The organism is Streptomyces sp. SCL15-4 (assembly GCF_033366695.1).
Lineage (GTDB): Bacteria > Actinomycetota > Actinomycetes > Streptomycetales > Streptomycetaceae > Streptomyces.
In genome coordinates, this window is sequence record NZ_JAOBTQ010000001.1 from 1,809,681 (window position 1) to 1,835,720 (window position 26,040).

The 26,040-nt window shown below is 72.9% G+C and carries 20 protein-coding genes; 10 read left to right on the top strand and 10 right to left on the bottom strand.

From position 1 onward, the window contains the following. Nucleotides 1-5: 5 nt before the first annotated feature. From SCK26_RS07610 to SCK26_RS07650, 9 genes are all read right to left on the bottom strand, one after another. Nucleotides 6-551 (bottom strand): GNAT family N-acetyltransferase, encoded by a 546-nt coding sequence (locus SCK26_RS07610; RefSeq protein WP_318200492.1) that lies wholly within the window; start codon nucleotides 549-551, stop codon nucleotides 6-8. A gap of 17 nt (nucleotides 552-568) precedes the next feature. Beyond that, on the bottom strand, nucleotides 569-1,492 hold the full coding sequence (locus SCK26_RS07615; protein ID WP_318200493.1) for an LD-carboxypeptidase: 924 nt from the start codon (nucleotides 1,490-1,492) through the stop codon (nucleotides 569-571). Beyond that, nucleotides 1,489-3,456, bottom strand: a complete 1,968-nt coding sequence (locus tag SCK26_RS07620) for an LpqB family beta-propeller domain-containing protein (RefSeq protein WP_318200494.1) — start codon at nucleotides 3,454-3,456, stop codon at nucleotides 1,489-1,491. Before SCK26_RS07620 ends, SCK26_RS07615 begins: the two co-directional genes overlap by 4 nt. Nucleotides 3,457-3,459: 3 nt before the next feature. Next, the gene (locus tag SCK26_RS07625; protein ID WP_318200495.1) at nucleotides 3,460-4,764 is read right to left on the bottom strand and encodes a M20/M25/M40 family metallo-hydrolase; all 1,305 of its coding nucleotides are present in this window, start codon (nucleotides 4,762-4,764) and stop codon (nucleotides 3,460-3,462) included. Then, entirely contained in the window at nucleotides 4,757-5,590 is an 834-nt protein-coding gene (locus SCK26_RS07630; protein WP_318200496.1) for a M55 family metallopeptidase, read from the bottom strand. Before SCK26_RS07630 ends, SCK26_RS07625 begins: the two co-directional genes overlap by 8 nt. Nucleotides 5,591-5,742: 152 nt before the next feature. Then, nucleotides 5,743-6,462 carry a class I SAM-dependent methyltransferase gene (locus tag SCK26_RS07635; protein ID WP_318200497.1) on the bottom strand — a complete coding sequence of 240 codons (720 nt, stop codon included), beginning with the start codon at nucleotides 6,460-6,462 and terminating at the stop codon, nucleotides 5,743-5,745. A gap of 99 nt (nucleotides 6,463-6,561) precedes the next feature. Next, nucleotides 6,562-9,033 carry a SpoIIE family protein phosphatase gene (locus SCK26_RS07640; protein ID WP_318200498.1) on the bottom strand — a complete coding sequence of 824 codons (2,472 nt, stop codon included), beginning with the start codon at nucleotides 9,031-9,033 and terminating at the stop codon, nucleotides 6,562-6,564. A gap of 155 nt (nucleotides 9,034-9,188) precedes the next feature. After that, nucleotides 9,189-11,588, bottom strand: coding sequence for a DHA2 family efflux MFS transporter permease subunit (locus SCK26_RS07645; RefSeq protein ID WP_318200499.1), 2,400 nt, complete (start codon nucleotides 11,586-11,588; stop codon nucleotides 9,189-9,191). A 161-nt stretch (nucleotides 11,589-11,749) separates the two neighbouring features. Continuing rightward, nucleotides 11,750-12,193 carry an SRPBCC family protein gene (locus tag SCK26_RS07650; protein WP_318200500.1) on the bottom strand — a complete coding sequence of 148 codons (444 nt, stop codon included), beginning with the start codon at nucleotides 12,191-12,193 and terminating at the stop codon, nucleotides 11,750-11,752. Between the two features lie 146 nt (nucleotides 12,194-12,339). On the opposite strand from SCK26_RS07650, the gene SCK26_RS07655 reads away from it, so the two are divergent. The 3 genes from SCK26_RS07655 to SCK26_RS07665 all read left to right on the top strand — a co-directional run bounded on the left by SCK26_RS07655 (nucleotide 12,340) and on the right by SCK26_RS07665 (nucleotide 15,730). After that, nucleotides 12,340-13,383, top strand: a complete 1,044-nt coding sequence (locus tag SCK26_RS07655; RefSeq protein WP_318200501.1) for an Rv2578c family radical SAM protein — start codon at nucleotides 12,340-12,342, stop codon at nucleotides 13,381-13,383. A 210-nt stretch (nucleotides 13,384-13,593) separates the two neighbouring features. Then, nucleotides 13,594-15,165, top strand: coding sequence for an alpha/beta hydrolase (locus SCK26_RS07660; RefSeq protein ID WP_318200502.1), 1,572 nt, complete (start codon nucleotides 13,594-13,596; stop codon nucleotides 15,163-15,165). A gap of 40 nt (nucleotides 15,166-15,205) precedes the next feature. Then, nucleotides 15,206-15,730 (top strand): GNAT family N-acetyltransferase, encoded by a 525-nt coding sequence (locus SCK26_RS07665; RefSeq protein WP_318200503.1) that lies wholly within the window; start codon nucleotides 15,206-15,208, stop codon nucleotides 15,728-15,730. A gap of 7 nt (nucleotides 15,731-15,737) precedes the next feature. Here SCK26_RS07665 and SCK26_RS07670 read toward each other — a convergent pair whose 3' ends face one another. Further along, nucleotides 15,738-16,319, bottom strand: a complete 582-nt coding sequence (locus SCK26_RS07670; RefSeq protein ID WP_318200504.1) for an adenylosuccinate lyase — start codon at nucleotides 16,317-16,319, stop codon at nucleotides 15,738-15,740. Between the two features lie 394 nt (nucleotides 16,320-16,713). On the opposite strand from SCK26_RS07670, the gene SCK26_RS07675 reads away from it, so the two are divergent. From SCK26_RS07675 to SCK26_RS07705, 7 genes are all read left to right on the top strand, one after another. Next, a complete protein-coding gene (locus SCK26_RS07675) occupies nucleotides 16,714-18,528 on the top strand; it encodes a 3-hydroxybutyryl-CoA dehydrogenase (protein ID WP_318200505.1) in 1,815 nt (604 codons plus the stop codon). 136 nt (nucleotides 18,529-18,664) lie between these two features. After that, nucleotides 18,665-19,477 (top strand): TetR family transcriptional regulator, encoded by an 813-nt coding sequence (locus tag SCK26_RS07680; protein ID WP_318200506.1) that lies wholly within the window; start codon nucleotides 18,665-18,667, stop codon nucleotides 19,475-19,477. Nucleotides 19,478-19,891: 414 nt separating this feature from the next. Then, nucleotides 19,892-21,229, top strand: coding sequence for a crotonyl-CoA carboxylase/reductase (ccrA, locus tag SCK26_RS07685; protein WP_318205950.1), 1,338 nt, complete (start codon nucleotides 19,892-19,894; stop codon nucleotides 21,227-21,229). A gap of 9 nt (nucleotides 21,230-21,238) precedes the next feature. After that, nucleotides 21,239-23,266: a protein meaA gene (locus SCK26_RS07690; protein ID WP_318200507.1), complete on the top strand. Its 2,028-nt coding sequence runs from the start codon at nucleotides 21,239-21,241 to the stop codon at nucleotides 23,264-23,266. Then, nucleotides 23,263-24,225: an HpcH/HpaI aldolase/citrate lyase family protein gene (locus SCK26_RS07695; RefSeq protein ID WP_318200508.1), complete on the top strand. Its 963-nt coding sequence runs from the start codon at nucleotides 23,263-23,265 to the stop codon at nucleotides 24,223-24,225. The genes SCK26_RS07690 and SCK26_RS07695 overlap by 4 nt, the downstream gene beginning before the upstream one ends. Before the next feature lie 5 nt (nucleotides 24,226-24,230). Continuing rightward, nucleotides 24,231-24,755, top strand: coding sequence for a MaoC family dehydratase (locus SCK26_RS07700; RefSeq protein WP_318205951.1), 525 nt, complete (start codon nucleotides 24,231-24,233; stop codon nucleotides 24,753-24,755). Nucleotides 24,756-24,758: 3 nt separating this feature from the next. Next, nucleotides 24,759-25,964 carry an acyl-CoA dehydrogenase family protein gene (locus tag SCK26_RS07705; RefSeq protein WP_318200509.1) on the top strand — a complete coding sequence of 402 codons (1,206 nt, stop codon included), beginning with the start codon at nucleotides 24,759-24,761 and terminating at the stop codon, nucleotides 25,962-25,964. The last annotated feature ends 76 nt before the right edge of the window (nucleotides 25,965-26,040 follow it).

The window sequence follows — 26,040 nt, forward strand, 5'->3', positions numbered from 1 at the left end:
ACCGGTCAGCCGCGCATCTCGGTGGTCAGGGCCCAGCGCTCGTGGTCGCGCCAGGCGCCGTCGACGTGGATCATGTCGGGCGAGAAGCCCTCCAGGCGGAACCCGGCGCCCCGGGCCAGGGCGATGGAGGCGGCGTTGCCGGGCTGCACGTTGATCTCCAGCCGGTGCAGGCCCAGCGGGCCGAACGCGTACCCGATGACCAGTTCCAGCCCTTCGCGCATCAGGCCCCGCCCGGCCGCGTGCGCGAAGGCGCCGTAGCCGAGGGCGCCGCACCTGAAACCGCCCCGCACGATGTTGTTGATGTTGATGAATCCGGCGATGTCCCCGCTGTCCCGCTCGCACACCAGGAAGCCGGCCCGGGCCGGGTCGTCGATCAGCCGGCCGGCGTAGTCGGCGTACGCCTCGTCGGTGTCCGGCGGGAACAGCCAGGGCCGGTGCAGGTCCTTGCTCTCGCGGGCCCGGGCGGTGAACTCGGGGCCGTCCCCGAGGGTGAAGGGGCGGATGGCGACGCGGGGGCCCTCGGCGAGGTACCGGGACGGGTGGTGCGGCATCCGTCCAGCCTACGGCGTCAGCGCAGGGCCGGCTCGTCCAGGGTGAGCGTGCCCGCCTCCGTATCGAGCGCGGCGGTCACCCCGAACGGGACCGTCAACGCGCCCGCGCAGTGCCCGAATCCGGTGTTCTCGGCGACCGGCACCCCGAGCCCGCCGAGCCGGTCGGCGAACAGGGCCCGCAGCTCCTCCTGGCCGGCGCAGTCCTCCCAGGAGCCGAGCAGCACCCCGCGCACCCCGTCCAGCCAGCCGGCCCGCAGGAGCTGGGTGAGGTACCGGTCCAGCCGGTAGGTCTGCTCGCCGACGTCCTCCAGGCACAGCAGTCCGCCGCGCGCCGAAGGCCGGGCGCCCGGGGTGCCGAGTTCCGCGGCGAGCAGGCACAGGCAGCCGCCGAGGGTGACGCCGCGGGCCCGGCCGGGGACGAGGGGGGTGCCGCCGAAGGTCAGGGTCCGGACGGTCTCGGGCGCGAACAGCGTGGCCCGCAGGTGCTCCTGGGTCCGCTGGTCCTTGACGAAGTCGGCGCCGGCCGCCACCGGCCCGTACAGCGTGGCGAGCCCCAGCCGGGTGGCGATGGCCTCGTGCAGGACCGTGACGTCGCTGAAGCCGATGAACAGCTTGGGTCCGGCCGCGCGCAGCGCGTCGAAGTCGAGCAGGTCCAGCATGCGCTGGGCGCCGTAGCCGCCGCGGGCGCACAGCACCGCGTCCACGGCGGGGTCGCACCAGGCGTTCTGGAAGTCGGCGGCGCGGTCGGCGTCGGTGCCGGCCAGATAGCCGAGGCCCGGCCGCCGGTCGAGGACGTGAGGCGCGGCCACCGGGTCCAGGTCCCAGCCGCGCAGCACGTCCAGGCCCGCCTGGAGCCGTTCCTCGGGCACCGGACCGCTGGTGGCGACGACGGCGACCCGGGCGCCCGGGGCCAGCCGGCGCGGGCGGGCGAGTCCGTTCACGGGGTCAGCTCCACCGTCGGGGCGGGCGGTGCCGGGTCCAGCCCGAACACCTGGGTGTACAAGGAGAGTTCGGCCTCCAGTGCGCGGATCATGGTCTCCGCGCGGCGGAAGCCGTGGCCCTCGCCCTCGAACGCGAGGTAGGCGTGGGGTACGCCCCGGCCGGCGGTCCGGGCGAGGAAGCGCTCGCACTGGGCGGGCGGGCAGATGACGTCGTCCAGGCCCTGGAGCAGCAGGAACGGCACGGTGAGCCGGTCGGCGTGGGTGATCGGGGAGCGTTCGGCGTACCGTTCGGGGACCTCGGCGAGCGGGCCGATCAGCGACTCCAGGTAGCGGGACTCGAAGTCGTGGGTCTCGCCGGGGCCCCAGGAGGTGAGGTCGAGCACCGGGTAGCTGATGGCGCCGCAGGCGTAGACATCGGTGGTGGTCAGGGAGGCGGCGGCGGTCCAGCCGCCGGCGCTGCCGCCCCGGATCGCCAGCCGGGCGGGGTCGGCGGCGCCCTCGGCGGCGAGGGCACGGGCGACGGCCGCGCAGTCCTCGACGTCGACCACGCCCCACTGTCCGCGCAGCCGCTCCCGGTAGGCCCGGCCGTATCCGGTGGAGCCGCCGTAGTTCACCTCGGCGACGCCGATGCCCCGCGAGGTGAAGTAGGCGACGGCCAGGTCCAGGACGAGCGGGGTCCGGCTGGTGGGTCCGCCGTGCGCCCAGATCACGTACGGCGGGCGTTCGCCGTCGGGCGCGGTGCGCGCGGGGTGGTGCGGCGGGTAGACGTGGGCGTGCACCTCGCGGCCGTCGGGCCCGTGGAAGGTGCGCACCTCGGGCCGCGGGTAGTAGGCGGGGTCGACGGAGTCGCGGTGGCGGGCGCCGACCACGCGGGCGCGGCCGGTGACGGTGTCCAGCTCGACCACCTCGTACCCGGTGTGCGGGCCGGCGCCGACGGTGACGACACGCTGACCGTGCACGGCGAGGGTCGGGGCGCACTCGGTCCAGGGGCCGGCGGCGTCCACGATCTCGCCGGTCTCCGGGTCCAGTATCCCGAGCGCGGCCGGTCCGCGTCCGTGCACGACCGCCAGCAGGCCGTTGTCCAGCGGCGCGAACCAGCGCGCCCCGAGCTGCCACAGCGGACCGCCGAACTCCTCCTGGCGGCCGCACAGCGGGGTGCCGTCGCGGTAGAGGTGCCACCAGCCGCCGCGGTCGCTCGCGTACACAAGGCTGCCGTCCGGCGCCCACTCCGCCTGGCAGACGGCCTCCTCCGGGCCTCCGGCGACCGTGCGGACGCCGGTCAGCCGGCCGTCGCCGGTCACGTCGGCGACCAGCAGCTCGGTGCCGTCCCACGGCATCCGCGGATGGTCCCAGCCGAGCCAGGCGGCCCGCCGGCCGTCGGGCGAGAGCCGGGCGCCGGTGACGAACCGGTGGCGGGAGGCGGTGAGTTCGCGGACGGCGGCGCGGTCGGCGGCGGCCGAGCCGTCCAGCGGTACGGCGACCAGGACCCGCCGCACGTCGTCCGGCCCGTCCCCGGTGAACTCCTCCAGCACGCACCACACCTCGCCGCGGGCCGGGTCCACGCGGGGTTCGGCCCAGCGCAGGCCGCCGGCCACCGGGGAGAGGGGGGTGAGCGGGACGGGTTCGCCGCCGGGCTCGTACCGGTACAGCCGCTGGTCGGCGAAGTGCGCGAAGACGATCAGCGGCCGGCCGCCGGTCACGGCCCCGGTCCAGGGCCGGCCGCCGTACTCGATGACCCTGCTGCGGACGTTCCACGGCGCCGGCAGCACGGTCTCCTCGGTGCCGTCGGCGCGCCGCCGGACCAGGGCCCGCCGGCCGCCCTCGGCCGGCCGGGGTTCGGTCCACCAGATCTCGTCGCCGACGAACTCCACCCAGTCCGGGCGGCCGTCGTGCGCGGCGGCGAGCGCCGCGGTGACGGGCGACGGCCACGATCCGTACGGCGCGGTGCGCATCTGTTCCCCCATCGTCTACGCCGTCCTCAAAAAGCGGTCCAGGACGCGGACCCCGAAGTGCAGTGCCTCGACGGGCACGCGCTCGTCCACGCCGTGGAACAGCGCCTGGTAGTCGAGGCCGGCGGGCAGCTTCAACGGGGCGAAACCATAGCCGGTGATGCCGAGCCGGGAGAACTGCTTGGCGTCCGTGCCGCCGGCCATGCAGTACGGCACCACGTGTCCGCCGGGTGCGAACTCCTCGACGGCGGCCCGCATGCGCGCGAACAGCGGGGCGTCCACTGGTGCCTGGAGGGCCACTTCGCGGTGGGCGTACTCCCAGTGGACGTCCGGGCCGGTGAGCCGGTCCAGGGTGGCGGCGAACTCCTCCTCGGTGCCGGGCAGACAGCGCCCGTCCACATAGGCGACCGCCTCGCCGGGAATGACGTTGAGCTTGTAACCGGCGTCCAGCATGGTCGGGTTGGCGCTGTTGCGGACGGTCGCCTCGACCAGCCGGGCGGCGGGGCCGAGCTTCTCCAGCAGCCGGTCCACGTCGGCGCGGCCGGCGTCGATGCCGTACAGCTCGGCGAGCGCGTCCAGGGCGGCCCGGACGGTGGGGGTGGGCCGCAGCGGCCATTCGTGCTCGCCGATGCGGGTGACGGCGGCGGCGAGCCGGGTCACCGCGTTCTCCCGGTTCACCTTGGAGCCGTGCCCGGCCCGGCCGCGCGCGGTGAGCTTCAGCCAGGCGGTGCCGCGCTCGCCCGCCGCGATCGGGTAGATCTCGCGGCCGGAGCCGTCGTGGAAGGTGTAGCCGCCCGCCTCGCCGACGCCTTCCGTGCAGCCCTCGAAGAGTTCGGGGTGCCGGTCGGCGAGGAATCCGGAGCCGTCCACGGCGCTGGCCTCCTCGTCGGCGGTGAAGGCGATGACCAGGTCGCGGCGGGGCCGTACGCCCTGCCGGGCCCAGGCCCGGACCACCGCGAGGATCATCGCGTCCATGTTCTTCATGTCGACGGCGCCCCGCCCCCACACCATCCCGTCGCGGACCTCGCCGGAGAACGGGGGCACGCTCCAGTCGGCGGCCTCGGCGGGTACGACGTCGAGGTGGCCGTGGACGAGCAGCGCGTCGGCGGACGGGTCGGTGCCCTCGATCCGGGCCACCACGTTGGTGCGGCCCGGGGTGCGCTCCAGCAGCAGGGGTTGCAGGCCCGCACCGGCCAGCCGTTCGGCGGCGTACTCGGCGGCCGGCCGCTCCCGGCAGTCCCCGCCGCCCCGGTTGGCGGTGTCGATGCGGATCAGGCCGGAGGTGAACTCCACGACCTCGTCGAGTGCCTGCGGGTCAGCCATACTGCTCCTCCACGGCGGCGGAGGCGATCGTGGTGACCGCCTTGAACGTCCTGATGCCCTCGTACATCGTGGCGCTGGTGTACGCCACCTTCCGCTCGCCGGCCCGCGCCACGCCGGGGACGACGGTGGCGGCCTGGGCGAGGTGCTCGGCGTCGAACTCGACGGCCACCGTGAACGGCCCGTCGCCGAGCGGCTGGTGACGGACCGCCAGCGAGGCAGCCTCCTTGGCCGCGGCCCGGATGCCGGCGGCGGTCCGGGCCGGGGTCCGGCACACGGCCGCGTACCGCGAGACATGGTCCTTGACGGCCACCTTCCGTGCCTCGGGGGCGTAGCCGAGGGCGTCCTCGCAGGCCACGTCGTCGCCGGTGACGAGGACGACCGGGACGCCGTACTCGGCGACGACACGGGCGTTGAGCAGACCCTCGCTGGCGCGGACGCCGTTCAGCCACACTCCGGTGATCTGGTTGGCGAGGTAGGTGTGGGCGAGGACGCCCCCCATGCCGGCGCCGGCGTGGTAGCCGACGAAGGCGATGCCGTCGACGTCGCCGTGCTGGACGCCCTCGACCATCGACAGCGCCTTGTGCCGGCCGGTGAGCATCTCCACCCGCTCGTCGAGCCGTTCCAGCAGCAGGTTGCGCATGGTCCAGTGGGCCTCGTTCACCAGCACCTCGTGAGCGCCGCCGTCGAAGAATCCCTCGGCGGCGGCGTTCACGTCCGAGGTGAACATCGCCCGGCACCGCTCCCACTGCGGCGTCCCCGGCAGCACGTCGGCGGGCCAGGTGACCCCGGTGGCGCCCTCCATGTCGGCGCTGATGAGGATCTTCATGCCGTGTCACGTTACGCGCCGTGCAGCCCCCTGGCCACGACCCCGGCGAAGGACGCGAACCCGATGTCGGCACCGCCCCGGCCCCTTCCGAACCGCCCCCGACGCGCCACCGCGGACCGTCGGCGACCGATCCCGCCCCGGCCGGAGTGCGGTCAGGACCGGGCGAGGACGAACCAGCGGGCCGGGAGGTCGATGCGGGTGCCGTCGGCGAGGTACTCGGTCTGCGGCAGGGCGGTCGCGCCGTCGGCCAGTACGGTGAGGCCGGCCTCGGCGAGCAGGCGCGGGATCTCGTCGTCGGGGGCGGCGGCGGGCTTGAGCCCGTGGTGGAAGACGCGGCGCAGCTTGGGCGGCGGGCCGGCCGGTCCGGCGGCGGCGCGGCTGAGGACGTCCCGGGAGCCGGAGGTCAGCTCGACCACGAAGGCGCGGCCCTCGGTGCCGATGATCTCGGCGACGGCGGCGGCGACCGCCGGGCGCGCGGCCGGTTCGCTCTGGTGGATGACGGCCCGCATGTAGACGTGGCTGTCGCCGAGCCGCCGGTGCAGGGCGCGGACGGCGTCGGTGTCGGTCAGGTCGAGCTGCCGGAACTCGACGGGCGCGTCGCCCGCGGCGCGGCGGGCGTGCTCGACGGCCGCGTGCGAGAGGTCGACGCCGACGGCGCGGGCGAACCGGGTGGCCAGGTAGCGGGTCTGCGTGCCGTTGCCGCAGCCGAGGTCGACGATCGTCCGGTCCGGGTCGGCATGGAGCAACAGCAGGTCGCTGTGCGGCGCGGCGCTCAGCGAGGGATCGGAGTCCCATATCGCCTCCCCACGGACGTCGGAGGTCTCGCTCCAGTAGCTCTCCCACGCGTCGCGATAGGTGTCCGAGATGTTCATGCGGTCTCCCCACGGGTCGGTTCCGTGATCGGGATATCGCGGCGGACCGGCGCGGGGCAAGGGGCGCGCGGCCACCTTGTGGGAGGGACGCGCGGCGGGTCAGCCGCCGGCGGTGAGGGTCTGTTCGAACCACACGGTCTTGCGGTGCCCGGTGGCGCTGGCGCCCCACTCCCGGGCGAGCCGGCTGACCACGCGCAGACCGCGGCCGGTCTCGTCGTCGCCGCCGGTGCTCAGCAGGACGGGCAGGGCGGGTTCGTCGTCGGTGACCTCGAACAGCAGCGCGTCGGTGCGCACGATCCGCAGGCCGATCCGGTCGCTCCCGGCGTGCAGGACGGCGTTGGTGACGACCTCGCTGACCAGCAGTTCGGCCGTCTCCACCGCCTGCGGCAGGCCCCAGGCCCGCAGCTGTTCGCGCACCAGCCGGCGGGCCCGGGCCACCTCGCGCGGCGCGGCGTCGAGCCGCCACTCGGCGACATGGTCGTCGGCGATGCCGTTGAGACGCGCCATGAGCAGGGCGACGTCGTCCTTGCGTCCGCCACCGGTGTTCAGCGCCCGGATGATGGTGTCGCAGGCGTCGTCCATCGAGGCCGCGGGATGGGCGGCGGACTCGCAGAGCGCGGCCAGGCCCTCGCCGATGTCGGAGCCGCGCACCTCGACCAGGCCGTCGGTGCACAGCACCAGCCGGTCGCCGGGGGCGACCCTGACCCGGACGGCCTCGAACGGGACGCCGCCGACGCCGATCGGGGCTCCGGTGGGCAGTTCGAGCAGTTGGCTGCCGCCGTCCTCGGCGCGCACCAGCACGGGCGGGATGTGACCGGCGTTGGCGAGGGTCAGCTCGCCGCGGATCGGGTCGTAGACCGCGTACAGGCAGGTGGCGAGGTAGGTGTCGCCGAGCCGGCGGGCCAGGTCGTCCAGATTGCGCAGGAGCTGGGCGGGCGGGGTCTCCATGGCGGCCATGGTCTGCACGGCGGTGCGCAACTGGCCCATCATCGCGGCCGAGTTCAGTCCGTGGCCCATGACGTCGCCGACCACGAGGGCGGTGCGGGAGCCGGGCAGTTTGATGGTGTCGAACCAGTCGCCGCCGATCCGGCCGAGCCGGGTCCCGGGCAGATAGCGGGTGGCGATGTCGCAGCCGGCCATCCGCGGGGTGATCTGCGGCAGCATGCTGTCCTGGAGGGTGTCGGCGACGTTCTCCTGGTACGTGTACATGCGGGCGTTGTCGAGCACGAGGCCCGCGCGGGCGGCGAGTTCGGCGCCGGTGGTGCGGTCCATGTCGTCGAACTGCGGCCGGTCGGGGCGGCGCATCAGCACCATGAAGCCGAGGACGACGTTGCGCGCCTTGAGCGGGACGATCAGCAGGGACCGGCCGCCGATGAGGGGCCTGAGGTCGCGCTTCTCGAACTCGCCGGAGATCCGCTCGGACAGCTCGTCGGTGACCCGCGGGACGAGGACGGGCTCGCCGGTGACCATGCACCGGTAGAACGGGGTGTGCTCGGGGAAGGCGAAGGCCTCGCCGACCGGCACGGTGTCGTCCCAGCGGCCGGGCTCGTCGTTGTGCTCGACCCAGACGCGGAACATCACGGTGCTGGCGTCCGGCGGGCCGTCCGGGAAGCCCTCGCCGGCCAGCACGGCGGCGCGCAGATGGGTGCCGGCGAAGTCCGCGAACCGGGGCACGGCGGCGCTGGTGACCTCGCGGATGGTCTCGCCGAGGTCCAGGGAGGAGCCGATGCGGGAGCTGACCTCGTTCAGGAACTCCAGCCGCTCGCGGACCGCGGCGTACTCCAGGTCCTGCTCGGCGCCGGCCGGCACGGCGGCGGCCACGGCCCGGTTGCGCGGCGCGACGGCCGCGGTGTCCGGGAGGGTCTCGGCGCGGGTGCGGCCGGGGCGGCGGGGCACGCCCCAGTACGGGGTCACGGGCACCCGTTCGTACCGACTGAACTCGAGGATCGGATAGCCGAGTTCGAGGACCTGGGAGACGATACGGGCGCTGAGGCCCGGGCCCATGTTGGGCAGGATGTCGGGCAGCCGCCGTTCGAGGTCCTCGGAGGCGGGCAGTTCGGTGTGGCGGGCGAAGCCGGGCGCGATGCGTTCGGCGGTCTCGTCGTCGTGGCCGCGTTCGGCGCACAGCCGGGTGGCGTCGGCGGCGAGCACCAGCAGCCGGGAGGTGCCCGGGCCGACCAGCGGGTAGGCCCACCACAGCACGTCGATCCGGTCCTCGGCGGCGGGCCCCTGCCGGTGCGGGCCGAGCCGGACGCGGCCGGCCCTGGCGAAGCCGTGCTGCCCGTCGAGCGCGGCCTCCAGGTCGGGGCCGGTGCCGCCGGGCGCCGTGAGCGGGTCGGGGGCCGGGGCGTCCAGGTCGTCGGGGAGGGTGCCGGAGACGGGCAGCAGATCGGCCGCGGGCCGGCCGACGGCCTCCTCCCGGTGGACGCCGAACAGGCGCCGTGCACCGCTGCTCCAGTGGGACACCAGGCCGGCGCGGTCGACGACGACCACGGCCAGCGGGACCCGGCCCGCCGCGGTGTCGCCGTCGTCTCGCCCGGCAGGCGCGTCCCGCTCGCTGCCACGGTCCATGGCCCAGGCCCTTTCTCCCCACGGCTGTCCGCAAAACGATCTGTGCCGCCCGCCACTACGGTAAGGCGGCGGCCGGTCGCGATGTGTGGCAATCCTGGAATTGGGTGCACCGGATGCACCGGCGCACGGCCCGGCGCGCTGCGTGCGCCCCCCGGTCAGTCCTCGTGCCCCAACTGGAGGTCGCGTTCCGTGCGTCCGCCCCCCGCGACCTGGAGCACCGTGGCGACCGGCGGGTAACCCGCGGCGATGACGGTGTACTCGCCGGAGGAGAGGTCCACGAACCGGAAGGTTCCGTCGGCTCCGGTGGTGAGGGTGTCGACCACGTTGCCCGCGGCGTCCAGCAGGGTCACCCGGGCCTCCTCCACGGGGCGTCCGCCGCCGGCCCGGACGGTGCCCTTCAGGACGGCGCCGCCCGCGAGTTCGATGTCCTGCCGGGTCTCCCGGGAGGCCTGCACGGTGACCGGCACCGCGGCGGGCCGGAAGGCGGGGGCGCTGGCGGCGAGGGTGTACTCGCCGGCCACCAGCTCGGTGATGACGTAGCCGCCCTCGCGTCCGCTGCGGGTGGTGGCGACGACCTCGCCGTGCACGTTGGTGAGGGTGACGGTGGCGTCGCGGACGGGGCTGCCGTCGGCGGTGAGCACGCTGCCGGCCAGGCGTCCGGCGCCGCCGAGGACGACGTCGAGTTCGACGGGGCGTTCGCCGACGGTGACGGAGACGGCCTGCGGCTGGTGTCCGCCGGCGGCGGCGATCAGCACGTAGGAGCCGGAGCCGGGCGTGCTGAGCGCGTACCGTCCGTCCTCGCCGCTGGCGCCCCGGCCGACCTGCTGCCCGGCGACGTCGATGAGGGTGAGCGCCGCGCGGGGCACCACGGTGCCGTCGGGGTGCTGGACCGTGCCGCACACGGGGATGCCGGCCGGGTACGGCGAACGGGCGTGCGGGAGCGGGACGGTCACCGGCGCGGTCTCCTGGCCGAGGGCGGGGGCGTTGTGGGACACCAGCGGTTTCTCCTTGAGGAAGAAGGCGATGAGCAGGCCGAGGACGAGCACCGGGACGAGGTAGAGGAAGATCCGGGGCATCGCGTCGGCGTAGGCGCGGATGTAGGCGTCGCGCAGGGCCGGGGGCAGCGCGTGGACGAGCTGCGGGGTGATCGAGTCGGCGGCGGGCAGTCCGGTGCGCGCGGGCAGCTCCGCGCGCAGCGAGGAGGTCAGCCGGTCGGCGAAGAGGGTGCCGAAGACGGCGGCGCCGACGCTGCCGCCGATCTGCCGGAAGTAGTTGTTGGCGCTGGTGGCGGTGCCGAGGTCGGCGGGGCGCACGGAGTTCTGCACGGCGAGGACGAGGACGGGCATGACCAGGCCGATGCCGGTGCCGAGGACGGCCATCCAGATGCTGTAGTGCAGCCGGGGGGTGTCGGTCTGGAGCCGGGACAGCAGCCACATGCCGACGACGGAGACGGCGCTGCCGAGCACGGGGAAGATCTTGTAGCGGCCGGTGCGGCTGATGAGCTGGCCGCCGACGAGGGAGGCGCCGACGATCCCGGCCATCATGGGCAGCATGAGCAGCCCGGACTCGGTGGCGCTGGCCCCGTCGACCATCTGCAGGTAGGTCGGCAGATAGCTGGCGGCGCCGAACAGGGCGACGCCGATGACCAGGCCGACCAGGCCGCTGACGGTGAACACGGAGTCGCGGAACAGCCGGAGCGGGATGAGGGGTTCGGCGGCGAGGTGCTCGGCGACGAGGAAGAGCACGGTGGTGACGAGGGCGCCGGCGCCGAGGAGGAGGACGGGCCGGGAGTCCCAGGCGTACTCGGTGCCGCCCCAGGTGGTGAGCAGCACCAGGCAGGTGGAGGCGGCGGCGAGCAGGATCGCGCCGGGCACGTCGAGCCGGGCCCGCACGGGCGGCCGGGGCAGTTTCAGCACGACGGTGACGACGGCGAAGGTGACCAGTCCGAAGGGGACGTTGACGTAGAAGCACCAGCGCCAGGAGAGGTGGTCGGTGAAGTAGCCGCCGAGCAGCGGGCCGGCGACGGAGGCGAGGCCGAAGGCGGCGCCGATCAGGCCCATGTACCGGCCGCGTTCCCGGGGCGGCACGATGTCGGCGATGATGGCCTGCACGCCGATCATCAGGCCGCCCGCGCCGACGCCCTGGAGCGCGCGGTAGAGGACGAGCTGGTCCATGCTGCCGGCCCGGCCGGCGAGCGCGGAGCCGACGACGAAGACGGCGATGGCGAACTGGAAGACGCCCTTGCGGCCGACGAGGTCGCCGAGCTTGCCGTACAGCGGCAGGCCGATGGTGGAGGTGAGCAGGTAGGCGGTGACGGCCCAGGACATCTTGTCCAGGCCGTGCAGTTCGCCGACGACCTTGGGCAGGGCGGTGGCGACGATCATCTGGTCCAGGGCGGCCAGCAGCAGCGCCAGCATCAGCCCGGAGAACACCAGCCGGACCCGGCGGGGCGTCAGCGGCACGGCGGGCGCGGGGGACGGCGGCGCGGTCGCGGTCTCCTCGCCGGCCGCCGGTGCCACGGCCGGCTCCTGCTGCGCCAGTGTCGTCCGGCCCACGGACCGCTCCCCTCGTCACGCCTCACGCGTTTCCCGCGTGAGGCGACAACGGGGCCCGGTTGCCCGGGGTTACGGCACCGTCCGGCCGGCGAGGGAGATCCACTCGAACCGGTGAAAGAGTCAACCGCAGGTCAACGTCCTTGTACCGTCGGGCAGTTGGTCTACTTCTCGACCTCGGCGGCGAGGTTGGCGAGCAGGGCGTCGTAGATCCGGCCGAGGCCCTTGGGAGCGAAGGTGCGCTCGAAGAAGCCGCCGATGCCGCCGGCGCCCTGCCAGGTGGTGGTGACGACCACGCGGGAGCGGCCCTCGCCGGCCGGGGTGACGCGCCAGGTGGTGACCATGGAGGAGTTGCGGTCCTTCTCGACCAGCTCGCCGTCGGTGGGCTCGCTCACCTCGAGCAGGCAGTCGCGCACCCGCTTGCTGGTGGCCTGGAGCTTCCAGTGGACGAGGGTGCCCTCGCCGTCACCGCCCTCGCGCACCTCGTACTCGCTGAACTGCTCGGGCAGCAGCCGCTGCCGGGTGCCGCGGTAGTCGGCGAGCGCGTCGAACACCTTCTCCGCGTCCGCCGCGACGACCCGCTCCGTAGTGGCTTCGACCTGCGCCATTGCGTTCCTCCAGGACCTGTCTTCCAAGGACTGGGGCAAGCCAACCACCCCGGCGCCCGGCCCCCCAAATCGGGGTCCGGATCGGGGTCCGCACGATCATGGGAACAGATGTTCTATTCTGTGGCCAGTGCTACCGAGGAGGCGTCATGCGCTGGGACAACCTCACCGACGACAGCGACCACGGCCGGGCCGCCGATGCCGCGCTGTTCGGCGCGGACGCCGTCACGACCCGTACGTTCGACGCGCCCGGGTTCCGCGGGATCACCTTCCACGAGGTGCGGGCGCGCTCGGTGCTCAACCGGGTGCCGGGTGCCTCGCGCATGCCGTTCGAGTGGACGGTCAATCCCTACCGGGGCTGCTCGCACGCGTGCGTGTACTGCTTCGCCCGCGCCACCCACGGCTATCTGGACCTGGACACGGGCATCGGCTTCGACACCCAGATCGTGGTCAAGGTCAACGCCCCGGAGGTGCTGCGCCGCCAGCTCGGCTCGGCCCGCTGGCGGGGCGAGCACGTGGCGATGGGCACGAACGTCGACTGCTACCAGCGCGCCGAGGGCCGCTACCGGCTGATGCCGGGCATCATCTCCGCGCTCACCGACCACGCGAACCCGTTCTCGATCCTCACCAAGGGCACCCTGATCCTGCGCGACCTGCCGCTGCTGGTCCGCGCGGCGGAGGTGACGGACGTGGGCGTCTCGGTCTCCGTCGGCTTCCTGGACGGCGAGCTGTGGCGCACGGTGGAGCCCGGCACGCCCGCGCCCGAGCGCCGGCTGGAGGTCGTGCGCGCCTTCGCGGAGCACGGCATCGGCTGCGGGGTGCTGATGGCGCCGGTGATCCCGTTCCTGAGCGACGACCCGGAGCGGCTGCGGGAGACCGTGCGGGCGATCGCGGCGGCCGGGGCCGTCTCCGTCACCCCGCTGGTGCTGCATCTGCGCCCGGGAGCGCGGGAGTGGTTCACGGCCTGGCTCGGGCGCCACCACCCGCACCTGGTGCCGCGGTACGAGCGGCTGTACGCGGAGGGCGCCTACGCGCCGAGGTGGTACCAGCGCCGGATCACCCGTCAGGTGCACGAGCTGGCCGAGGAGTACGGCATCGGGCCGGCGCGCTCCGGGCAGTCCCGCCGGATCCGCCCGGCCGTACCGGCGCCGGCCCCCGCCCCGGCGGATCCGGTCCAGCTCAGCCTGATGTGAGGCCGGAGGCGAAACCTGCGGCGAGGCTCGCGGCGAGGCCGGTCGCGACGCCCGAGGGGCGGTCCGGGACGAGCGGGCTCCGGGCGGTTGGGGGCATCCCGCGGCCCGATCGGGTCAAGTATCGCGAAGACGGGTTCTCCGGGACGCCGGCTCCGGGACGATCCGGGCGGAACCGTGCCCCGCGGTTCCCCGCGTCCCCGGAGGACCCGTATGAGAACACGCGCAGCCGCGCTGGGCGCGGCCGTCGCCGTGGTGGCGGGCTCGCTCACCGCCGTTCCCGCCGGAGCGGCCGCCGCCCCGGCGCCCGTCTGGACGAAGTGCGCCACCCGCGACTCCCCCACGCTCCAGTGCGCCTCGGTGCGGGTGCCGCTGGACCACGTCGACCCGGCGGGCCGGCAGATCACGCTCGCCCTGTCCCGCGTCCCGCACACCGCTCGGGCCTTCGAGGGCCCGCTGCTGGTCAATCCCGGCGGCCCCGGCGGCAGCGGCCTGGAGCTGGCCGGGTTCGTCGCCTCGGCGCTGCCGGAGAGCGTGGCGGCCCGCTACGACGTCATCGGCTTCGACCCGCGCGGGGTCGGCCGCAGCACGCCCGCCCTGACCTGCGCGCCCGGCCACTTCACGGCCCCGCGCCCGGACTCCGTCCCGGCCACCTTCGCGCTGGAGCGGGCGAACCTGGACCGCGCGCGCTCGTTCGCCGCGGCCTGCGGCCGCCGGTACGCCGACGTCCTGCCGTACATGGACACCGTCAGCGCGGCCCGGGACCTGGACACCGTCCGCCGCGCCCTCGGCGCGCCGAGGGTCAGCTACTTCGGTTACTCCTACGGCACCTATCTGGGCGCGGTGTACGCGAAGCTGTTCCCCGGGCGGGTGCACCGGCTGGTGCTGGACTCGATCGTCGACCCGTCGGGTGTCTGGTACGCGGACAACCTCGCCCAGGACCACGCCTTCGACGACCGCCACCGTGCCCTGATGGCCTGGATCGCCCGGCACGACGCGGTCTACGGCCTCGGCACGGACCCCGCGCGGATCGAGGACCGCTGGTACGCGATGCGGGCTGCGCTGGCCGCCGAGCCCGCCGGAGGCCGCATCGGCGCGGCGGAACTGGAGGACACCTTCACGCCCGGCGGCTACTACGACGGCTACTGGCCCCGCCTCGCCGAGGCGTTCGCGGCCTACGTCCGCCGAGGGGACACCGGGCCGCTGCGGGCGGCGTACGAAAGGCTCGCCGCCGTGGACGCCGGCGGTGACAACGGCTACAGCGTCTACACGGCGGTGCAGTGCCGTGACGCGCCGTGGCCGCGCGACTGGAACCGGTGGCGGGCGGACACCTGGGCGGCGCACGCCAAGGCGCCCCTGATGGCCTGGAACAACACCTGGTACAACGCGCCGTGCGCGTTCTGGCCGACGGCCCCGCTGCGGCCGGTGGACATCGCTGCGGACGCGCTGCCGCCGGCGCTGCTCTTCCAGGCCACCGGCGACGCGGCCACCCCGTACGCCGGCGGCGTCGCGGTCCACCGGCTGCTGGCCCGCTCCAGCCTGGTGGTCGAGCAGGGCGGCGGCAACCACGGTGTCACGCTGAGCGGCAACGCGTGTCTGGACCGGTATCTGAGCGCGTATCTGACCGACGGCACGGTGCCGCGCGGTACCGGACCGGCCGACGCGGTCTGCGCGAGGACGCCGGAGCCCGAGCCCCTGTCGGCGAAGGCGGCGACGGCCTCGCGCGGCTCGGTCCTGCACGGCCTGCTGGGTCCTCGGCGGTGGCGCGGGGCGGCCGTCCCGTAATTCCTCCCGGCCGCCCCGCGTCCGCCCCTAGGGTTCCGTCATGGACGAACAGCGCCCGCACATCCGCCCGATGACCCTCGCCGACTGCGACCGCGTCTCGGAGATCCGCGTCCGGGGCTGGCAGCACGCCTACCGGGGACTGGTGCCGCAGCCGCACCTGGACCGGCTCGGCGTCGCGGCGGACGCCGCGCGGCGGCGGGAGCGGTTCGCGCGCGGCGACGGCACGGTGGTGAACCTGGTCGCCGAGCGGGACGGCCGGGTGCTCGGCTGGGCCGCGCTCGGGCCGTACCGGGACGGGGAGGCGTACACGGCGGACGCCGAGCTGTACGCGATCTACGTCGATCCGGAGCACCTCGGCGGCGGGATCGGGCGGGCGCTGCTGGCCGCGGCGGTGAAGCGGTGCCCGGCCGGCGCGCGTCTGCTGCTGTGGGTGCTGAAGGACAACGCGCCCGCGCGCCGCTTCTACGAACGCGCCGGGTTCCGGGCCGACGGCGCCCAGGAGTTCTTCGAGGCGGACGGCGTGCCCGTGCCCGAGGTGCGGTACGTGCGCGCCCCGGCCGGCTGACGGGACCTCAGGTGGGCTGCTGCTGCGGGAGCCGGGCCAGCGCGCGCACCGCCGCCTCCGCGAGCGCGGGGTGGGCCAGTGCCTCGTTCAGCACCCGCCGGGCGCGGTCGTCGCCGAGCGCGCCCAGGCCCTCCACGCAGGCGAGGGCGACCCGGCGGTAGGGGTCGTGCGGGCGCAGCCGCCGCTCCAGGGTGGTGATCAGCGCGGGTACGGACTCCGGGGCGCGCAGGGCGGTCAGGAGCCGCACCGGGTACAGGGCGTAGGCGACGCGCAGTTCGTTGGTGGCGAGGGCGGCGGCGGCCCGGGCGGTGCGGGGGTCGCCGAGGCGCGCGAGGGCGTGCGCGGCGGAGGCGCAACGCGGCGGGTCGCGGTGGTTGAGCAGCAGCACCAGGGCCTCGAAAGCCCGCCGGTCGCCCGCGCGGCCGAGGCGGAACGCGGCCAGTTCCCTGGCCCACAGCGGCTGTCCCGGCGCGGTGAGCACCTCGGCGAGTCCGTCGCGGTCTTCGGTGGCGAGCAGGCGGTCGAACGCGGCCGAGCCGCCCGACTCCTGCCGTAAGCGTTCCGTGAGCGAGCGCACCTCTTCGTCCACGGGGTCCAGCGTAGGCGGGTCGCGGCGGACAAGGGAGGTTCCTCACACGGAAGGATTGCTTCGAGGGGCTGGCGCGCTCGTTACCCGCCGGTTAAGCTCATTCGAGCGAGTACCCCTCGCACTCCGCTGGCGACGGTCTGGTGACGCGGCCGTCGCGAGCGAGCATCTGTCGGTTCGGTACGCCGTATGTACCGCAGGTACGACCCGGCTTCGGGACAGAGCCGGTCGGATCCCCCGCCGTGTCCGGGCGTGTGCGCGCCCGTGGGCCCGGCGGCGCTCACCGGGCGTGTGCGCTCGCAGCCCGGCAACACCCGCATCTCTCCGCTCCGTGGTGCGCCCTTCGGGGCGCACCCGGCGCGTTCCTCGTCGTCACTCTCATTCCTGGAGTCCCGCGATGGCCGCTCCCCTGTCCGACACCCCTCTGTCCCCCTCCTCCCCGCTGAAGAAGGTCGCCGTCGTCGGTCTCGGCACCATGGGCACCGGTATCGCCGAGGTCCTGGCGAAGGCCGGCCGCGAGGTGATCGGCATCGACGTCGCCGAGGACCGCGCCGCCCGGGCGCTCGCCGCTCTGGAGGCCGCCACCGCCCGCGCCGTGGAGCGCGGCCGGCTCACCGGGACGGAGCGCGCCGAGGCGCTGGCCCGGGTGCGCACCGCCACCGACCTCGGCGCGGCGGCCGACGCGGACCTCGTCATCGAGGTGGTCCCGGAGTCGTACGAGATCAAGCAGCGGGTCCTGTGCGAGCTGGACGGCATCGTCCGCCCGGACACCATCCTCGCGACCGGCACCAACGCGCTGTCGGTGACCCGGCTCGCGGCCGGCTCGGCCCGCCCCGAGCGCGTGCTCGGCCTGCACTTCTTCAACCCGGCGCCGGCCATGAAGCTGGTCGAGGTCGTCTCCTCGGTGCTCACCGGGCCCGAGGCCGTCGCCGCCGTCACCGACCTCGCGATCGAGCTGGGCAAGGAGCCGGTCGCGGTCGGCGACCGGCCCGGATTCGTCGCGGACGGGCTGCTGTTCGGCTATCTGAACCAGGCGGCGGCGATGTACGAGGCGAAGTACGCCTCCCGCGAGGACATCGACGCGGCCATGCGGCTCGGCTGCGGTCTGCCGATGGGCCCGCTCGCCCTGCTGGACCTGATCGGCGTGGACACCGCGCGGACGGTCCTGGACGCCATGTACGCCGAGTCCCGGGACCGGCTGCACGCGCCCGCGCCGATCCTCAAGCAGCTCAGCGAGGCGGGCCTGACCGGCCGCAAGGCCGGGCGCGGCTTCTACACCTATGCCGCGCCGGGCAGCGCGACGGTCGTGCCGGACGCGCTCACACCGGCGGCCGGGGACGCCCGGGCCGCGGGCCGGCCGGTGCGCTCCGTCGGCGTCGCCGGCTCGGGCACCATGGCCTCCGGCATCGCCGAGGTCTTCGCCAAGGCCGGTTACGACGTGGTCCTCGCCGCCCGCGGCGAGGAGAAGGCGCGGGCGGCCAAGGCCCGCATCGGCACGTCCCTGGCCCGCTCCGTCGCCAAGGGCCGGCTGACCGCCGAGGCCGCCGCCGAGACCCTTGAGCGGATCGTCCCGGCGGGCTCCTACGACGCCTTCGCCGAGGTGGACCTGGCGGTGGAGGCGGTCGCGGAGGACCTGGACGTCAAGCGGCAGCTGTTCGCGGCGCTGGACAAGGTGTGCAAGCCGGGCGCGGTCCTGGCCACCACCACCTCCTCGCTGCCCGTGGTCGCCTGTGCCCGCGCCACCTCGCGCCCCGAGGACGTGATCGGCATGCACTTCTTCAACCCGGCGCCGGCCATGAAGCTGGTCGAGGTGGTCCGCACGGTGCTGACGGCCGACGACGTGCACGCGACGGTGCGCGAGGTCTGCGGGCGGATCAGGAAGCACGCGGTGGACTGCGGCGACCGGGCGGGGTTCATCGTCAACGCGCTGCTCTTCCCGTATCTCAACAACGCGGTCAAGATGGTGCAGGACCACTACGCCACGCTGGACGACATCGACGCGGCGATGAAGCTGGGCGGCGGCTACCCGATGGGCCCGTTCGAACTGCTGGACGTGGTGGGCCTGGACGTCTCGCTGGCCATCGAGAAGGTGCTGCACCGCGAGTTCCGCGACCCCGGCCTCGCCCCGGCGCCGCTGCTGGAGCATCTGGTGGCCGCGGGCTGCCTCGGCCGCAAGACCGGCCGCGGCTTCCGCGAGTATGCCCGCCGCTGACGGCGCCGGCGACTGGTTCCGGACGGAACCGGACTGGGGCGGACTGCTCGACCCGGCCGCCGCTCCCCCGCCCCGGGCGGGCGGGGGGCACCGCGGACCTGCGCATCGACCGGTGCGCATGCAGTACGTTCGGGTCATGTCCCAGCCCGCCAAGTCCTCACGTACACCAGCTACGCCCGACGCGCCGGAAAGTGCCGCAGGCAGTCGCGCCGCCGCCCAGCGGCTCAAAATGCGCCGGGAACTGGCGGCCGCGGCGATGGAGCTGTTCGCGACCAAGGGGTACGAGGCCACCACCGTCGACGAGATCGCCGCCGCCGCCGGGGTCGCCCGGCGCACCTTCTTCCGCCACTTCCGCTCCAAGGAGGAGGCGATCTTCCCGGACCACGACGACACGCTGGTCCGCGCTGAGGCGGTGCTCAACGCCGCGCCGGCGCACGAGCACCCGCTCGACACCGTGTGCCGCGGCATCAAAGAGGTCATGAAGATGTACGCGGCCGCGCCGGAGATCTCGGTGGCCCGCTACAAGCTGACGCGCGAGGTGCCCACCCTGCGCGAGGCCGAGATCGCCTCCGTGGCCCGTTACGAGCGGCTGTTCACCCGCTACCTGCTCGGCCACTTCGACGAGCACGCGCACGCCGACGACGCCAACGACGACCCGCTGCTGGCCGAGGTCGCCGCCTCGGCCGTGGTCACCGCCCACAACCACGTCCTCAGACGGTGGCTGCGCGCGGGCGGCCAGGGGGACGTGGAGGCGCAGCTCGACCACGCCTTCGCGATCGTCCGCAAGACCTTCGGCACGGGCATCGGGGCCGGCCGCGAGAGCGCCCCGCGCACCCCGGCGGCCACCGCCGCCGCGCACGGCGAGGTGCTGGTGACGGTGGCCCGCACCGACGCCCCCCTCGACGAGGTGATGCGCACCATCGAACAGGCGCTGAAGGAACGGTCGTGAAGGAACGGCCGTAACCGGCCGGACCGCGACAGACGGGCAGTGAGTGGCACTGAGTGCCGCTCACTGCCCGTTTCGTTTGCCGAGCGTTGATCGATCATCGCTCATCTGTTACGTAAAGATTTCATCTGAGAGCAATTTCTGGCACTCAGTGCCTTGTCACCTGACACACCGTGTCATACGTTGAGGACGTCCGGGCGGCCGGAGAGCAGCGATCGCTCGCTCGCCGGCTGTCCCCGCGGGCCCCTGGCCCGCGCGCCCGGACGCCTGCGTCACAGGCACCCTCTCGCGCCACAAAGCGCTGCCGAAGCACCACCCCGCCGAACCGACGGCACCCCTCACCACCCTCAGCAGCACCGACGATCCCTCAGGCGCCCCTCCCTCAGGGCGCTCACCGCCGGAGGCAACACCGTGACCGTGAAGGACATCCTGGACGCGATCCAGTCGAAGGACGCCACGCCCGCCGACTTCGCCGCCCTGCCGCTCCCCGAGTCGTACCGCGCCATCACCGTCCACAAGGACGAGACGGAGATGTTCGCGGGCCTGGAGACCCGCGACAAGGACCCGCGCAAGTCGATCCACCTGGACGAGGTCCCGGTGCCCGAACTGGGCCCGGGCGAGGCCCTGGTGGCCGTCATGGCCTCCTCGGTGAACTACAACTCGGTGTGGACCTCGATCTTCGAGCCGCTGTCGACGTTCGGCTTCCTGGAGCGCTACGGCCGCACCAACGAGCTGGCCAAGCGGCACGACCTGCCCTACCACATCATCGGCTCCGACCTCGCGGGCGTCGTCCTGCGCACCGGACCGGGCGTCAACGCCTGGAAGCCCGGTGACGAGGTCGTCGCCCACTGCCTGTCCGTGGAGCTGGAGTCCTCCGACGGCCACAACGACACGATGCTCGACCCCGAGCAGCGGATCTGGGGCTTCGAGACCAACTTCGGCGGCCTGGCCGAGATCGCGCTGGTGAAGTCCAACCAGCTGATGCCCAAGCCGGCGCACCTGTCGTGGGAGGAGGCCGCTGCCCCCGGCCTGGTCAACTCCACCGCCTACCGGCAGCTGGTGTCCCGCAACGGCGCGGCGATGAAGCAGGGCGACAACGTCCTGATCTGGGGCGCGAGCGGCGGACTCGGGTCGTACGCCACACAGTTCGCGCTGGCCGGCGGCGCCAACCCCATCTGTGTGGTGTCCTCGCCGCAGAAGGCGGAGATCTGCCGGTCCATGGGCGCCGAGGCGATCATCGACCGCAACGCCGAGGGCTACAAGTTCTGGAAGGACGAGCGCACCCAGGACCCCAAGGAGTGGAAGCGCTTCGGCAAGCGCATCCGCGAACTCACCGGCGGCGAGGACATCGACATCGTCTTCGAGCACCCCGGCCGCGAGACCTTCGGCGCGAGCGTCTACGTCACCCGCAAGGGCGGCACCATCACCACCTGCGCCTCTACCTCGGGCTATCTGCACGAGTACGACAACCGCTACCTGTGGATGTCACTGAAGCGGATCATCGGCTCGCACTTCGCCAACTACCGCGAGGCCTGGGAGGCCAACCGCCTCATCGCCAAGGGCAAGATCCACCCGACCCTGTCCAAGGTGTACTCCTTGGAGGAAACCGGCCAGGCGGCCTACGACGTCCACCGCAACCTGCACCAGGGCAAGGTCGGCGTGCTGTGCCTGGCGCCCGGGGAGGGGCTCGGCGTCCGCGACGAGGAGACGCGCGCGCGGCACATCGACGCCATCAACCGCTTCCGGAACGTCTGAGAGCCGCAGATGACAGAGCGTCAGAAGGACCGTCCGTGGCTCATGCGGACGTACGCCGGCCACTCCACGGCCGAGGCGTCCAACGAGCTGTACCGGCGCAATCTCGCCAAGGGCCAGACCGGCCTGTCGGTGGCGTTCGACCTGCCGACCCAGACCGGTTACGACTCCGACCACATCCTCGCCCGCGGCGAGGTCGGCCGGGTGGGCGTGCCCGTCGCGCACCTGGGCGACATGCGCCGGCTGTTCCAGGACATCCCCCTGGAGCAGATGAACACCTCGATGACGATCAACGCCACCGCCATGTGGCTGCTGGCGCTCTACCAGGTCGTCGCCGAGGAGCAGGGCGCGGACATCACCAGGCTCCAGGGCACGACGCAGAACGACATCGTCAAGGAGTACCTGTCCCGGGGGACCCATGTGTTCCCGCCGGGGCCCTCGCTCCGGCTGACGACGGACATGATCGCGTACACGGTCTCCCACATCCCGAAGTGGAACCCGATCAACATCTGCAGCTACCACCTCCAGGAGGCGGGAGCCACGCCGGTGCAGGAGATCGCGTACGCGATGTCCACCGCGATCGCGGTCCTGGACGCCGTGCGCGACTCCGGCCAGGTGCCGCCGGAGCGGATGGGCGACGTGGTCGCGCGGCTGTCCTTCTTCGTGAACGCGGGCGTCCGCTTCGTCGAGGAGATGTGCAAGATGCGGGCGTTCGGCCGCATCTGGGACGAGATCACCCGTGAGCGGTACGGCATCCAGGACCCCAAGAAACGCCGCTTCCGCTACGGCGTCCAGGTCAACTCGCTCGGCCTGACCGAGGCGCAGCCGGAGAACAACGTCCAGCGGATCGTGCTGGAGATGCTCGCGGTGACCCTCTCGAAGGACGCCCGCGCGCGGGCCGTGCAGCTGCCCGCCTGGAACGAGGCCCTGGGCCTGCCCCGGCCCTGGGACCAGCAGTGGAGCCTGCGCATCCAGCAGGTGCTCGCCTACGAGAGCGATCTGCTGGAGTACGACGACATCTTCGAGGGCTCGAAGGTGATCGAGGCCAAGGTGGACGAGCTGGTCGCCGACGCCCGCGCGGAGATCGACCGGATCCAGGAGATGGGCGGCGCGCTGGCCGCCGTGGAGTCCGGCTATCTGAAGTCGCGGCTGGTCGCCTCGCACGCCGAGCGCCGGGCGCGGATCGAGTCCGGCGAGGAGAAGATCGTCGGCGTCAACATCTTCGAGGGCACCGAGCCGAACCCGCTCACGGCCGACCTGGACACCGCGATCCAGACGGTGGACCCGGCGGTCGAGGCCCGTGTCGTCGAGGCCCTGCGGAACTGGCGCGACACCCGCTACCAGCCGCCGTTCAACCACCCCCGGCCGTGCAAGGCGCTGGAGCGGCTGAAGGAGGCCGCCAAGGGCACCGACAACCTGATGGAGGCCACGCTGGAGTGCGCCCGCGCCGGAGTGACGACCGGCGAGTGGGCCGCCGCCCTGCGCGAGGTGTTCGGCGAGTACCGGGCGCCGACCGGGGTCTCCTCCGCGCCGGTCGCGGTCGCCGCCGAGGCCGGTTCGGCGCTCGCCGGGGTGCGCGACAAGGTGGCGGCCACCGCCCGCGAGCTGGGCGTCGGCAAGCTCCGCTTCCTGGTCGGCAAGCCCGGCCTGGACGGGCACTCCAACGGCGCCGAGCAGATCGCCGTGCGCGCCCGGGACGCCGGCTTCGAGGTGGTCTACCAGGGCATCCGGCTCACCCCGGAGCAGATCGTGGACGCGGCCCTCGCCGAGGACGTCCACGCGGTCGGCCTGTCGATCCTGTCCGGCTCGCACGCCCAGCTGGTCCCGGACGTGCTCCGGCGGCTGCGTGTGGCCGGTGCCACAGATATACCCGTGATCGCGGGTGGCATCATCCCGAACGGTGACGCCGAACAGCTCAGGGACGCCGGAGTGGCCGCGGTGTTCACCCCGAAGGACTTCGACATCACCGGGATCATCGGCCGCATCGTGGACGAGATCCGCACAGCGAACAAGCTCGACCCCCTGGAGGTCCCCGCATGACAACGGTCAACCGCCTTCGTCCCCGGCGCTCCTGCCTGGCCGTACCGGGCAGCAACCCGCGGTTCCTGGAGAAGGCGCAGGGCCTCCCGGCGGACCAGGTCTTCCTGGACCTGGAGGACGCGTGCGCGCCGCTCGCCAAGCCCGAGGCGCGGCACACCATCGTCAAGTTCCTCAACGAGGGCGACTGGACGGGCAAGACGCGGGTGGTCCGGGTCAACGACTGGACGACCGAGTGGACGTACCGGGACGTCGTCACGGTGGTCGAGGGCGCGGGCCCCAACCTCGACTGCATCATGCTGCCCAAGGTGCAGAACGCCCAGCAGGTCGTGGCGCTGGACCTGCTGCTGACGCAGATCGAGAAGACCATGGGCTTCGAGGTCGGCCGGATCGGCATCGAGGCGCAGATCGAGAACGCGCAGGGCCTGAACAACGTCAACGAGATCGCGCAGGCCTCGCCGCGGATCGAGACGATCATCTTCGGCCCGGCCGACTTCATGGCGTCGATCAACATGAAGTCGCTGGTCGTGGGCGAGCAGCCGCCCGGCTACCCGGCGGACGCCTACCACTACATCCTGATGAAGATCCTGATGGCCGCCCGCGCCAACGACCTCCAGGCGATCGACGGCCCCTACCTCCAGATCCGCAACGTCGACGGCTTCCGCGAGGTGGCCGGCCGCGCCGCCGCGCTCGGCTTCGACGGCAAGTGGGTGCTGCACCCGGGCCAGGTCGACGCCGCCAACGAGGTCTTCTCGCCCTCCCAGGAGGACTACGACCACGCCGAGCTGATCCTGGACGCGTACGAGTACTACACCTCCGAGGCCGGCGGCAAGAAGGGCTCCGCGATGCTCGGGGACGAGATGATCGACGAGGCCAGCCGCAAGATGGCCCTGGTCGTCGCGGGCAAGGGACGCGCCGCCGGTATGCGGCGCACCAGCACGTTCGAGATCCCGGAGGCGTGAGCGCGATGCAGTTCGGACGCACCTTCGAGGAGTTCGAGGTCGGCGCGGTGTACAAGCACTGGCCCGGCAAGACGGTCACGGAGTACGACGACCACCTGTTCTGTCTGCTCACCATGAACCACCACCCGCTCCACATGGACGCCAACTACGCCGGGAAGACGACCGACTTCGGCAAGAACGTGGTGGTCGGGAACTACGTCTACTCCCTGCTGCTCGGCATGTCCGTCCCGGACGTCTCCGGCAAGGCCATCGCCAACCTGGAGATCGAGTCGCTGCGGCACGTGGCGCCGACCTTCCACGGCGACACGATCTACGGCGAGACGACCGTGCTGGACAAGTGGCCCTCGAAGTCGAAGGACGACCGCGGGATCGTGTACGTCGAGACCAAGGGCTACAAGCAGGACGGCACGCTGGTGTGCGTCTTCCGCCGCAAGGTGATGGTGCCCACCGAGACGTACATCAAGGAGCGCGGCGGCGAGCAGCCGGGCCGCCCGGAACTCAACGCACCTACGGAAAAGACGGAGAAGTAGGCCATGGCCCGTCTCGCCCAGACCGCCGGTCTGACCGACGTCCAGCAGGAGATCCTCTCCACCGTCCGGGATTTTGTCGACAAAGAGATCATTCCGGTCGCGACCGAGCTGGAGCACCGCGACGAGTATCCGCAAGCGATCGTGGACGGCCTGAAGGAACTCGGCCTGTTCGGTCTGATGATCCCCGAGGAGTACGGGGGCCTGGGCGAGTCGCTGCTCACCTACGCGCTGTGCGTGGAGGAGATCGCCCGTGGCTGGATGTCGGTGTCGGGCATCATCAACACCCACTTCATCGTCGCGTACATGCTCAAGCAGCACGGCACGCCGGAGCAGAAGGAGCACTTCCTGCCGAGAATGGCGGCCGGCGACATCCGCGGCGCCTTCTCGATGTCGGAGCCGGGCCTCGGCTCCGACGTGTCGGCCATCACGTCCAAGGCGGTCCGCGACGGCGACGAGTACGTCCTGAACGGCCAGAAGATGTGGCTGACGAACGGCGGCACCTCCTCGCTCGTGGCCGTACTGGTCCGCAGTGACGAAGGACACCCCGAGGGCACGGCCCCGCACCGGTCGATGACCACCTTCCTGGTCGAGAAGGAGCCGGGCTTCGGCGAGGTCCGTCCGGGCCTGACCATCCCCGGCAAGATCGAGAAGATGGGCTACAAGGGCGTCGACACCACCGAGTTGATCATGGACGGCCTGCGCATACCGGCCGACCGGGTGCTCGGCGGGGTCACCGGCCGAGGTTTTTACCAAATGATGGACGGCGTGGAGGTCGGCCGGGTCAACGTGGCGGCGCGCGGCTGCGGCGTGGCCCAGCGCGCCTTCGAACTGGGTGTCCGGTACGCCCAGCAACGTCATACTTTCGGCAAGCCGATCGCCCAGCACCAGGCCATCCAGTTCAAGCTGGCGGAAATGGCCACCAAGGTCGAGGCCGCGCATGCGATGATGGTCAACGCGGCCCGCAAAAAGGACTCCGGGGAGCGAAACGACCTGGAGGCCGGCATGGCGAAATACCTGGCCTCCGAGTACTGCAAGGAGGTCGTGGAGGACGCCTTCCGGATCCACGGCGGCTACGGCTTCTCCAAGGAGTACGAGATCGAGCGTCTCTACCGCGAGGCCCCGATGCTGCTCATCGGTGAAGGTACCGCCGAGATCCAGAAAATGATCATCGGCCGCCGGCTGCTCGAAGAGTATCGGTTCCAGGGCTGAATGTCCCGTTACGGGGTGTTTTCTTCGAGAAGAAGATCACACCCCGTAGACGTTCTTCGGCCGCCGACTCGGCTTC